The sequence below is a fragment of the Paramesorhizobium salinisoli genome (genome assembly GCF_003335045.1).
GTDB classification, from domain to species: Bacteria; Pseudomonadota; Alphaproteobacteria; order Rhizobiales; family Rhizobiaceae; genus Paramesorhizobium; species Paramesorhizobium salinisoli.
In genome coordinates, this window is the sequence record NZ_QOZG01000005.1 from 77,107 (window position 1) to 88,975 (window position 11,869).

Consider the following 11,869-nt stretch of genomic DNA (forward strand, 5'->3'; position numbering starts at 1 on the left):
CGCACGCGTGCTGCGCATCGGCGGGCGAAGACAATGGCGATTCTGGATCTCGTCTTCGGGTTTCAGGCCCGCCTGAGTGGCGGGCCTGGGCGTTCAGTCAATGTCGGGAAATCAGCCGACGATTTCGGTGCCGGCGAACCAATAGGCGATTTCCTGAGCGGCAGTTTCAGGAGCGTCCGAGCCGTGGACGGAATTCTCGCCGATCGAAAGCGCGAAGGTCTTGCGGATGGTGCCCTCGGCAGCAGCCTCGGGATTGGTGGCGCCCATGATTTCGCGGTTCCTGGCAATGGCGTTTTCACCTTCCAGAACCTGTACGACCGTCGGGCCCGAGGTCATGGATTCCACCAGTTCGCCGAAGAACGGGCGTTCCTTGTGGACGGCATAGAAGCCTTCGGCTTCGCGGCGGCTCATCCAGACGCGCTTGGAAGCAACGACGCGCAGGCCGGCCTCTTCAAACTTCTGGGTAATCGCGCCGGTCAGGTTGCGCTTGGTCGCATCGGGCTTGATCATCGAAAACGTGCGTTCAATCGCCATCGTCCAAAATCCTTATGTTCCAGGGAAGTGGGCGGTGTTTACCCGCCCGGGCCTTAGGAAACAAGGGGGCTCAGGCAATTTCACGCTGCCGTCACACGTCGTCCGAGGCCATCATAAAGGTCGAGGCAGCGTTCAAACCAATGCAGGACGGAATCGTCCTGCGAAAGCGGCGGCGGACCAGCCGTCACCCGCATCCACTGCAGCGCGCCGAACAGGATATAGTCGGCGAACAGCGGACCGTCACCCCCGAGGAAGGGCTGGAAATGCAGCGTGCGGCGCACGGGCTCAAGCCTTGATGCGAAAGCGGCCCTTTCCGCCTCACCTTCCGCCGCCAATTCCTCGATCGGCTTGCCGAGACGCTCAAACCGGCTCGTACGGAAATAGGCCTGGTCTGTTTCATCCAGCATGTCGTGGATGTGCATGATCGCCATCTTCGTGACCGGCATGTGGACGATCATCTGCGAAAAGCTCTCGACGAAGCGCGAGAGCGCCTTGCCCCCCTCGCCTGCGAACAATGCCGGCCGATCCGGATATGCCTCCTCCAGGTAAAGCGCGATTTCGAAGCTGTCGCGGACCAGGCGGTCGCCGTCCCGGAGAATGGGAACGGTCTTCGAGAAACCATCCTCGATGCCGGGAATAGAGGTGAAGGGATAAGGTCGCTCGACGAAATCCAGCCCCTTGTGAGCAAGTGCCAGCGCCACCTTCCAGCAATGCGGAGAAAACGGCCGGTTCTCATCCTTGCCGCAAAGGGTATAGAGGACACGCGTCATTGATAAACTCCCGATTCTGACTGATATCGTCCCGAAGAGATTGCAAGCTGGAATATCATCAGCAGATTTCATGAATTGCATCACACAACAAGCATTCACGCTTAGAGTTACACATCCTTAAAGGAATCATCGATGCGTCGCCACTTCCAGATGTTTGCCGCCTACAACAGCTGGGCGAACGGTCTCGTCTACGATGTCGCGGCGAAACTTTCCGATGATGATTACCGGCGCGACATGGGCGCGTTCTTCAAATCCGTCCATGGGACGCTGAACCATATCATGGTCGCAGACCGCATCTGGATGAAGCGCTTTACCGCCGAGGGCGACCATCCGAAAACCCTCGACGCCATTCTTTTCCAGCAATTGGCCGCGCTGCGCTCCGCCCGGGAAGCCGAAGACCGCCGCATCATTGCCTTCGTCGGCAGTCTGGACGACAGGGCGTTCACCGGGCGCTTCACCTATATCACCGCCACCGATGTGCGTACCGTCAGCCAGAGGCTGGCGCCGGCGCTCTCGCACTTCTTCAATCACCAGACCCATCACCGCGGACAGGTGCATGCCATGCTGACCGCCCTGGGGCAGGACGTGCCGTCGCTCGATCTCATCCAGTTTCAGAGGACGGAAACGGGACGCATGTTCGCCTGACCTGCCCCCAGCCGCGCTTTTCCATCGAGCGGGGCCATCTACATCTTGCGAAATGGGCGCTTCCCGTGCAAAAGCCCGGTCATGCTTATATTGAACGACATTTCCGTGCGTATGGCCGGACGCCTTTTGATCGACCACGCCAGCGTCACGCTGCCTTCCGGGTCGAAGACCGGCTTTGTCGGCCGCAATGGCACGGGCAAATCCACCCTCTTCCGCGTCATCACCGGCGAGCTTGCGCCGGAGACCGGCGATTTCTCGCTGCCCAAGAACACGCGCATCGGCCAGGTGGCGCAGGAAGCGCCCGGAACGGAAGAACCGCTGATCGAGATCGTGCTCAAGGCCGACAAGGAGCGCACGGCGCTGCTTGAGGAAGCCGAGACCGCCACCGATCCGCACCGCATCGGCGATATCCACATGCGCCTTGCCGATATCGATGCGCATTCGGCGGAAGCGCGCGCAGGCGCGATCCTCTCCGGCCTGGGTTTCGACGCCGAGGCGCAGCGGCGCCCGGCCTCGTCGTTCTCCGGCGGCTGGCGGATGCGCGTGGCGCTTGCCGCCGTGCTTTTTTCCGAGCCGGACCTGCTGCTGCTCGACGAGCCGACCAATTATCTCGATCTGGAAGGCACGCTGTGGCTTGAGGATTACGTACGGCGCTATCCGCACACCGTCATCCTTATCAGCCATGATCGCGACCTGCTCAACTCCGCCGTCAATTCGATCATGCATCTCGACCAGAGGAAGCTCACCTTCTGGCGCGGCGGCTATGATCAGTTCGAGCGCCAACGTTCCGAGATGATCGAACTGCAGCAGAAACAGCGCGTCAAGCAGGAAAAGCAGCGCGAGCACATGGAGGCCTTTGTCGAGCGCTTCCGCGCCAAGGCTTCCAAGGCGCGCCAGGCGCAGTCGCGCTTGAAGGCGTTGCAGAAGCTGAAGCCTATCGCCGCCCATATCGACGATCACGTCCAGCCATTCACGTTTCCCGATGCGGAGAAAAAAGCCGCCTCGCCGATCATCGCGCTCGAAAGCGCCGATGTCGGCTATACCCCGGGGAAGCCGGTCCTGCGCGATCTGTCCCTACGCATCGACAATGACGACCGCATCGCGCTGCTCGGCTCGAACGGCAACGGCAAATCGACGCTTGCCAAGCTGCTGGGCGGCAGGCTCAAACCCGAGACGGGCCAGTTGACGATTTCGCCAAACCTGAAGGTCTCCTTCTTCGCGCAGCACCAGCTCGACGACCTTGTGCCGGAGCACAACGCCATCGAGCATGTGCGCAAGCTGATGCCTGACCAGCCGGAAGCGAAGGTGCGTTCGCGCGTGGCACGGATGGGGCTTTCCACCGAAAAGATGATGACGCCGGCCAAGGACCTTTCCGGCGGCGAGAAGGCGCGCCTGCTGATGGGGCTTGCAACCTTCCACGGACCTAACCTGCTGATTCTCGACGAGCCGACCAACCATCTCGACATCGACAGCCGCGAGGAACTGGTCTACGCGCTCAACGGCTTCAACGGCGCGGTCATCCTCATCGCGCATGATAGGCACCTGATCGAAGCGACCATGGACCGGCTTTGGCTGGTGCGCGGCGGCGAGGTAAAGCCCTATGACGGCGATCTGGAGGATTACCGCTCGCTGGTGCTGGCCGACAGCCGTTCCGGCGGCGGGGGTGCGAAATCAGCCAATCAGGGGCCGAAGATTTCCAAGGCCGACCAACGCCGCCTTGCCGTGCAGAAGCGGGAGACGCTGAAGCCGCTGAAGAAGAAGATCAACGACGCCGAGGCCGTGGTCCAAAAGCTGACGAAAAAGATCGGGGAATTGCAGGCGCAACTCGACGATCCCGAGCTTTATGCTGAGGACGCATCCAAAGTCACCACGATCACGCGCGATATCGCCAAGGCGAAGGCGGAACTCGCCAAGGCTGAAGAAGCCTGGATGGCACTTTCCACTGAATATGAAGAGGCGATGGCTGAGTGATCGGGGGCGGGTTCTGCCTTGTGGAAACGCCGGTGCAGCGCCCCTGAAATGAACTGCTTTACCCAAGCTCGAATGTGGTGATCCCGTAGAGACGATCCAGCGGCAGGTTCGGCGTCGCGCCGCGATACATGCGGGCTGTCTCGAAGACGGGCTTCATCCCGTAGCGTTCGCAGAGTTTTTCGGCTGATTTGTTCGGCCCGGGCATGTCGAGAAGGATCAGTCCGCCGCCGATGCTTGCGACGAGCTTGCGGAAAAGCAGGTCGGCTCCGGCTTCGTTATCGGCGAATAGCGGCCCGATTTTGAAGCCCTCGCGGCAGGCGCGGATGGTTGCGAAGCCGGCAATAGCCGAATTGTCGATCAGTGCGAAACTTAGGCGCGTTTCGGCAGGCTTGAGCCATTCGCTGAGGAAGCCTCCGCGGGGGGCCGGATTGAACTGCCTGTCATAATCGAGAAGCATCGGCAGAAGCGCCGGCTTGACCGGGACAAGATTGTCGCCGGCCGGCTCATCACATGCGACATCGCCGCCATAGCGGAAATTGGCATGGGCATAGGCGAAGCCCGATCTGCGATAGTTGTCCTGTTGGGCGACGACGCCATCGAGGCCGATCGTGCGGCCTTTTCCCTGTCTTATCGCCGCTTGCCACAGGGCAAAGCCGATGCCCTGCCCGCGGAAATCCGGATGCGCCATGTAGAAGCCGAGGAAGGCATAATTTTCATCGTAGCGCACCAGCGAAATGGCGGCTGCAAGCGCACCGCCGACCTCGGCAACATGATAACCGCCAGGGTCCGCCGCCCAGAAGGCCGGGGCATCCTCGATACCGGGGTTCCAGCCCTCGCGAGCCGCCCAATCGATGATTGTATCGAGCTCGTCGCGCCGGGCGTTTCGAATGTCATTTCGAATGTCAGGCGGCGTCACGCCTTGCGTTCCCATTTTCTGTCAGACGTCTGCTGCCAGTAGGTCAGATCGTGCTGCTCGGCTTTCAGCGTTTTCCACTGGCTTCGCGCCCGCTCAAGTTGATCTTGATCGTGCCCGTCGAACATGACGACGATACGCTCATAATCCCCTGCCCGGCTGATCTCGGCCCCTTCGACGATGAAGCGCACCGTCGCGTTATTGGGGTTGGCGTCCGTTGTGGTGAGAATGACCGGTTGCTCGGCCGGGTATGGTTCCCTGTCCGTCCCATGCGCCAGGAACGACGCGTCGGACCATGTCCACAAATGGTTGTCCAGCGCATCGCGGCGCTCGTCGGTAGCGGTCTGGATCACCACCCGCCACCCGCGCGAAAGCGAACGCTCCACGAGACCGGGCAACGCCTCCTCCAGCGTCGACTCGGTCAGATGGTAGAACAGGATTTCAGCCATGGGGGCGGTTCCTATGCAGATGGAAGCGCTCGCGTCTCACCCCTCAAAATTATCCTGCACCAACCTGTCCAGCAACCGCACGCCGAAGCCCGAGGCCCAGGACTGGCTGTATTCGTTGTTGGGCGCGCCGATGGCGGTTCCCGCCACGTCGAGATGCGCCCATGGCGTATCGCCGACGAAGCGCTTGAGGAATTGCGCAGCGGTAATCGCGCCGCCATTGCGTCCGCCGATGTTCTTCATGTCGGCGTTCTTGGAATCGATCAGCTTGTCATATTCGGAGCCGAGCGGCAGCCGCCAGAGCTTTTCACCCGTCGCCTGGCCTGCCTCATAAAGCTGGCCAGCCAGATCATCGTCGTTGGAGAAGAGGCCTGCATGATACTGGCCGAGCGCAACCATGACCGCGCCGGTCAGGGTTGCGAGATCGACCATGAAACGCGGCTTGAAACGGTCATTGGCGTACCAGAGCACATCGGCGAGGACCAGCCGTCCCTCCGCGTCGGTGTTGAGCACTTCGATCGTCTGGCCCGACATCGAGGTGACGATATCGCCCGGACGCTGCGCGTTGCCGTCAGGCATGTTCTCGGCAAGTCCGATAATGCCGATGGCGTTGACCTTGGCCTTGCGCGCGGCAAGCGCATGGATGAGGCCCGTGACCGCGGCCGCGCCACCCATGTCGCCCTTCATGTCCTCCATACCCGCCGCCGGCTTGATCGAGATGCCGCCGGTATCGAAGACAACGCCCTTGCCGATGAAGGCGACGGGCTTTTCCTTATTCTTTCCGCCGTTCCATTCCATGATGGCGACGCGCGGCGGACGGACGGAGCCCTGCGCCACGCCGAGCAGCGCGCCCATGCCGAGCTTCTTCAATTCCTTTTCCGTGAGGATCTCGACCTTGACGCCGAGCTTCTCGAGCCTGACCGCCTCTTCAGCGAATTCAACAGGCCCCATGACATTCGCCGGCTCGTTGACCAGGTCGCGCGCGAGCTTGACGCCACCAGCGACGGCTTCCGCATCGCCAAAGGCCTTTTTGGCGGCAGAGGGGTCATCGGTCTGCAGAGTGATCTTTGCCCCGCTCTTGGGCTCGTTTCCGTTGTCGTCGTTCTTCTTGGTCTTGTACTTGTCGAACCTGTAGCCGCGCAGCATCAGCCCCAAGGCAAAGTCGGCGGCGTTGTCCGCTGAAATCGGCACCTCCGGCAGGGCGAGTGTCACGGAAACCGTGCCAGCGTGGCCGATCTTGGAATAAGCGGCGCCGCCGATCCTGATCCAGTCATCATGGCCGAGCTTTGCCGGGTCGCCAACGCCGACCAGCACCACCCGATCGACACCAGTGTCCTCGGGCGTCATTGTTTCGGCTGTTGCGCCCAGTTTTCCCTTGAAATCGGTTACTTCGATCAGCCGGGTGATCAGCGAGGCACTGACCGCAGCTTCGGCTTCCCGGGCAAATTTGCCATCTTTGGTGACCAGGATGATGGCAAGACCCTTTTCAGGGGTGGAAAACTCGGAAAAGCCGATGGAAGGACGTTTGGACATGATAACTCCGGAAGTGAGGCATGGTAATATGCAAGGAGAGTCGCGAATTTGTCTCTTTCATGTGAGCCGAACGTGGCGAAACGGCAAGACCTACTGCATAATTCCTTAAATCGGAATTGATTTGAGAAATCGTGTAGCAGTCAAAAATGTCAAAGCGTCCTTTGCGCATCCAACGGGACGCGCAGCGCTCCGGAACGTGTCGATCACGTTTTAGTAATTTGTTTACCGTGTTTCTTCGCCCATTTTTAGCCAAGGGCGGGTAGCATAGCTTATTAAAATGGGACATATCCGTGCGCAAGGACGAGATATGCCACCAGTAAAACAGGATCAGGATGTAACTCCTAAATGCGGTTGATCGAGTTATACATCCTGCGCCGCGTCGCACTCATGTTCTTTGCCGTCCTCTCGGCGGCGGTCGGCATTACATGGACGGTGCAGGTCCTGCAGCGCATCAATTTCCTGACCACGAGCGGCCAGACCTTCCAGACGATCGTACAGTTCAGTTCGCTGCTGCTCCCGTCGGTCATACCGCTGGTCATGCCGTTTGCGCTGGTCATCGCGATCACCCAGACGCTTTCGACGATGAACCAGGATTCCGAGCTGGTCGTCATCAACGCCGCCGGAAGCCCGCGCTCGGCGGTGCTCAGGCCGATCCTGCTGTTTGCGCTGGTCATTTCCGTCACGTCGTTCGTGATCGCAAACTTCGTCGATCCCTATGCCCGGCTGAATATGCGCGAAATGCTCGCCAATGCGAGCGCCGATCTCATCAACGTTGTCATCCAGGAGGGCACGTTCCGGCAACTCGGCGACAATCTCTATGTGCAGATCGCCGAACGCAAGGATGACGGGCGGATCGGCGGGCTGTTCATCGCCGATTCGCGCGATCCCAATGTCGATCTCATCTATTATGCCGTGGACGGCGTGGTCGCCAATACCGGCAAGACGGACGTGCTCCTGATGCAGAACGGCGAGGTCGAGCGGCGCGACGTCAAGACGGGCAATGTCTCGATCATCAAGTTCAACACCTACGCGTTCGACTTGAGCGAATTCGCAGCAGCAGCCGACGAGAAGATCATCTACGCCAAGGACAGACCGCTCAGCTATCTGCTGCATCCCGATCCAAACGATCCGCAGTTCCAGTCAAAACCGCTGCGCTTCACGGCGGAGTTGCACAAGCGCCTGACCGAATGGCTCTATCCGCTTGTCTTCGCTTTGATAGCCCTTGCGGTGGCCGGCGATTCGCGTTCGTATCGCGAGGCGCGGATCTCCGCGTCCTTTACTGCGATCACCTTGTCGCTCGCCGTCTATTGGGCGGGATATTTCGCTGGCGAGCGCGCCGATAAAAGTGCCGATTTCGTCTACCTCCTCTATGCGATTCCGCTCGTGGTCAGCCTGATTGCGATCTACATGCTCGCGACGGGCCGGCGATTGTCGCTGCCTGCCGGATGGTTCGACATGATGCAGGACCGCTTCGACGCGCTGCGCCGTTTGCGGCTGCCGGGCCTGCACCACAACCGGACGGGAGGCGATGCATGATCGGCTGGACCCTCGGACGCTACTTTTTCATGCGCTATGTGAAGATCACGCTGTATTTCCTCCTGGGAATTTTCGCGTTGGCGCTGCTGCTCGACTTCACCGAAAATGCCGGCAAGCTCTCGGCGCTGCCCGATTATACCGTATGGGGGGCGCTCGGCATCTCGGCCATGCGCATACCCTTCATCATGCAAGAGATGATTCCGTTCGTGGCATTGTTTTCGGCCATGTCCACGCTGATCTCGCTCAACCGCAAATATGAGCTTGTGGTGGCGCGTTCGGTCGGCGTATCGGCCTGGCAGTTTCTCCTGCCCGCATGTTTCGGCGCGTTTCTCTTCGGACTGGCGACTATTTTCCTGCTCAACCCGCTTGCGGCCTACGGCTTCTCCAAGGCCGAGGAAATCCAGTCGTCCTGGACCAGCGGCAAGGTCAACGATGTTTCTGCATTGCGCGTGCCCTGGCTGCGCCAGAAGACCGACGACGGCGAGACGATCATCGGCGCCAAGAGCATCCTCGACCGTGGCGCAACGCTGGTGGATGCGACGTTCATCGTGCTGGGCAGCGACAAGACGATCAAGGAGCGATTCGACGCGAAGACGGCGCAACTGGAAAACGGTTATTGGCAGCTCAACGATGTCAGGCGGTTCGCATTGGCCCAGGAGCCGATCAACATTCCCTCCATGCGGATCGCCACTCAATTGCGCCCTGAATTCGTTGAAGAAAAGCTTGCCGCGCCGCAAACTATCCCGTTTTTCGAGTTGCGCCGCAAAATCGAAGTCGCCAAATCATTCGGCTATTCCGCCAATGCTTTCGACATGCAGTTTCAGTCCCTTCTGGCATTGCCGGCCCTGTTGATGGCGATGACGCTCATTGCTGCAACAGTGTCGTTGAAATTTGTGAGGTTTGGCCAATCCGGAACGATGATTCTGGGTGGCGTCCTCGCCGGGTTCGTGCTTTATGTCGTGACTGTTCTGGTCAAGGCGTTCGGGACCGCCGGATTCGTGCCACCCTTCGTGGCAGCCTGGGTCCCCGTCGTGATTGCAATGTTTTTTGGGGTCTCCTTTTTACTGCACAAGGAGGATGGTTAGTGGGATTGAGTAAAGCCCGCACGGTGTTACCGGCGCGGCTCGCGTGGTTTTTGCGCGGGACAGCGTTGGCGTGCGTCCTGATGACCCCTGCCCTATCCGTCTCGCATGCGCAGACGCAGAGCGAGCTATCGAGCTCGTTCAAGACCGACCCCAATGCCAAGATGGTGTTGCAGGCGAATGAACTCGTCTATGACAACGATGCGCAAACGGTCACGGCTCAGGGCAATGTACAGATCGATTATGACGGGAATCACCTTGTCGCCCGGAAGGTGACCTATAATCAGCGCACCAACCGGATGACCGCCGAGGGCAATGTCGAGATCGTCGAGCGCGACGGTAACCGCATCTACTCCGACAAGATGGATATCACCGACGATTTCCGCGAAGGCTTCGTCAACAGCCTGCGCGTCGAAACGGTGGACAACACCCGATTCGCCGCCGAAAGCGCTGAGCGCAGCAACGGCGAAATCACGACTTTCAACAACGGCGTCTACACCGCCTGCGAACCCTGCAAAAAAAATCCGGACAAGCCGGTGCTGTGGCAGATCAAGGCGCGCAAGATCATCTGGAACGGCACCACGAAAACCGTGCGCTTCGAGCGCGGCCGGTTCGAGATGTTCGGCATGCCGCTCGCCTATCTCCCGGCCTTCGAGATGGCTGACCCGACGGTCAAGCGCAAGAGCGGCTTTCTGTTCCCTGGTTTCGCCTACAAGGACGAGTTGGGCTTCGGCATTCGCAACTCCTATTTCTGGAATCTTGCCCCCAATTACGATGTGACCCTTTCCAATACCGCCTACACCCAACAAGGCTTCCTGACAGAGGTGGAATGGCGCCACCGGCTGGAGAACGGCACCTATAATTTGCGCGCCGCCGGCATCCATCAGATGAAGCCAGGTGAATTCGACCTGGCTACCGTCGATCGGGAGAATACCGATCGCGGGATGATTGCGTCAAAAGGCAAGTTCGAGATCAACCCGCGCTGGACTTTCGGCTGGGATGTCATTGCTCAGTCGGACAAGAATTTCAGCCGTACATATAGTCTGCAGAATTATACCCAGCAGACGCTGAGGTCCGAAATCTATCTGACCGGCTTGAACGACCGGAACTATTTCGACCTGCATTTCTACAAGTTCAACGTGCAGGAAAGCGTGTTGCCCGACAGCGAATGGGAGGTTAATTCGAAACAGCCCTGGGTGCTGCCAAGCATCGATTACTCCTACACGGCGCCCAATCCGGTCTATGGCGGTGAACTGAACTTCGATATGAATGTGCAGGGCATCTACCGTGAAAACACCCAATATTCGACAGGCACATACCCGCGTATTCCGGGTCTGGGAGGCAGTAGCGGCCGGCTGACCGGCGAAGCGGAATGGAAGCGCACCTTCATCTCGCCCGGTGGGTTGGTCATCACGCCGCTTCTGGCGCTGCGCGGCGACGGCATCGGGGTCAACAGCGATTTCGATCCGATCGGCACCGGCGATGTCGTTCGTTCCGAAGCCTTCCGCGCCATGGCGACGGCCGGGCTTGAAATGCGCTGGCCCATCCTGTTCTCGACAACGAGCACGACCCATATCATCGAGCCCATGGCGCAGGTCTTCCTGCGCAACAATGAGCGCTATGCGGGCCAACTTCCAAACGAGGATGCACAGAGCTTCGTCTTCGATGCGACGTCGCTGTTCCAGCGCGACAAATTCTCCGGCTACGACCGCGTCGAGGGCGGCCACCGCGCCAATCTCGGCGTCCGCTATTCCGGCAATTTCGGCAATGACTGGGCTGTCTACGGCCTGGCCGGCCAATCCTTTCAGCTGGGCGGCGTGAACTCCTTCGCCGAAAGCGATTTCGTCAATGTTGGCGCCGAATCCGGCCTGGAGACGGCGCGCTCGGATTATGTCGCGATGATTGGCCTGTCGAATTCGAAGGGCCTTTCCCTTGCGGCGCGCGGACGCTTCGATGAAGAGAGCTTCGAGGTACGCCGGGGCGAACTGGAGGCGCAGCAGAACTGGAAGCGCGTCAGCCTTTCAATGCGATATGCGTTCATCGACGCCCAGCCCGCATATGGTTATGCCTATGATCGCCAGGAAGTCTCGCTCTCTGGCTCGACCAAGGTGACAGACAATTGGCGCGTCTTCGGATCAGGCACTTATGACATCGTTTCGGAGACGCTCGTGCGCGCATCATCCGGCTTGGCATATGATGATGAATGCTTCACCTATGCGATGACCTATGTGCAGACACGCAACCCCGGCGAAACCGAAGCCTCGCACGGGGTCGGCTTCAACATCTCGTTCCGTACGCTGGGCGATTTGGGGACCAGTTCGTCGCAATTTGCGAACTAGGATGCCATTGGAGGCCAGCCGAGGTCATCGTTTCGCCGTACTAAGCCACTTATAGATGCAGGAACTCGCCTGAAAAATGCGAGCGATTTGAAGTTTACTG

Annotated in this window: 10 protein-coding genes; 5 read left to right on the forward strand and 5 right to left on the reverse strand. The window is 59.6% G+C overall.

Annotation, left to right across the window (positions count from 1 at the left end):
- Positions 1 to 111 precede the first annotated feature (111 nt).
- Both ndk and DUT91_RS12630 read right to left on the reverse strand, forming a co-directional pair.
- Positions 112 to 534: a nucleoside-diphosphate kinase gene (gene ndk / locus DUT91_RS12625; RefSeq protein ID WP_114440774.1), complete on the reverse strand. Its 423-nt coding sequence runs from the start codon at positions 532 to 534 to the stop codon at positions 112 to 114.
- 80 nt (positions 535 to 614) lie between these two features.
- The gene (locus DUT91_RS12630; RefSeq protein WP_114440775.1) at positions 615 to 1,304 is read right to left on the reverse strand and encodes a glutathione S-transferase family protein; all 690 of its coding nucleotides are present in this window, start codon (positions 1,302 to 1,304) and stop codon (positions 615 to 617) included.
- A gap of 132 nt (positions 1,305 to 1,436) precedes the next feature.
- On the opposite strand from DUT91_RS12630, the gene DUT91_RS12635 reads away from it, so the two are divergent.
- Entirely contained in the window at positions 1,437 to 1,949 is a 513-nt protein-coding gene (locus DUT91_RS12635) for a DinB family protein (RefSeq protein WP_114440776.1), read from the forward strand.
- An 81-nt stretch (positions 1,950 to 2,030) separates the two neighbouring features.
- Complete coding sequence (locus DUT91_RS12640) at positions 2,031 to 3,920, forward strand: ABC-F family ATP-binding cassette domain-containing protein (RefSeq protein ID WP_114440777.1); 1,890 nt, start codon at positions 2,031 to 2,033, stop codon at positions 3,918 to 3,920.
- A gap of 58 nt (positions 3,921 to 3,978) precedes the next feature.
- Here DUT91_RS12640 and DUT91_RS12645 read toward each other — a convergent pair whose 3' ends face one another.
- The 3 genes from DUT91_RS12645 to DUT91_RS12655 are packed head-to-tail and all read right to left on the reverse strand — an operon-like array spanning position 3,979 to position 6,812.
- Complete coding sequence (locus DUT91_RS12645; protein ID WP_114440778.1) at positions 3,979 to 4,851, reverse strand: GNAT family N-acetyltransferase; 873 nt, start codon at positions 4,849 to 4,851, stop codon at positions 3,979 to 3,981.
- Complete coding sequence (locus tag DUT91_RS12650) at positions 4,833 to 5,282, reverse strand: DNA polymerase III subunit chi (protein ID WP_114440779.1); 450 nt, start codon at positions 5,280 to 5,282, stop codon at positions 4,833 to 4,835. The genes DUT91_RS12645 and DUT91_RS12650 overlap by 19 nt, the downstream gene beginning before the upstream one ends.
- Positions 5,283 to 5,318: 36 nt before the next feature.
- Positions 5,319 to 6,812: a leucyl aminopeptidase gene (locus DUT91_RS12655; protein ID WP_114440780.1), complete on the reverse strand. Its 1,494-nt coding sequence runs from the start codon at positions 6,810 to 6,812 to the stop codon at positions 5,319 to 5,321.
- A 345-nt stretch (positions 6,813 to 7,157) separates the two neighbouring features.
- Between DUT91_RS12655 and lptF the strand changes: the two genes are divergently transcribed.
- Genes lptF through DUT91_RS12670 form a run of 3 tightly spaced genes read left to right on the forward strand, consistent with a single transcriptional unit; the run spans position 7,158 to position 11,769 of the window.
- The gene (gene lptF / locus DUT91_RS12660) at positions 7,158 to 8,348 is read left to right on the forward strand and encodes an LPS export ABC transporter permease LptF (protein ID WP_114440781.1); all 1,191 of its coding nucleotides are present in this window, start codon (positions 7,158 to 7,160) and stop codon (positions 8,346 to 8,348) included.
- The gene (lptG, locus tag DUT91_RS12665; protein ID WP_114440782.1) at positions 8,345 to 9,433 is read left to right on the forward strand and encodes an LPS export ABC transporter permease LptG; all 1,089 of its coding nucleotides are present in this window, start codon (positions 8,345 to 8,347) and stop codon (positions 9,431 to 9,433) included. Before lptF ends, lptG begins: the two co-directional genes overlap by 4 nt.
- Positions 9,433 to 11,769, forward strand: a complete 2,337-nt coding sequence (locus DUT91_RS12670) for an LPS-assembly protein LptD (protein WP_200834961.1) — start codon at positions 9,433 to 9,435, stop codon at positions 11,767 to 11,769. The genes lptG and DUT91_RS12670 overlap by 1 nt, the downstream gene beginning before the upstream one ends.
- Positions 11,770 to 11,869 lie beyond the last annotated feature (100 nt).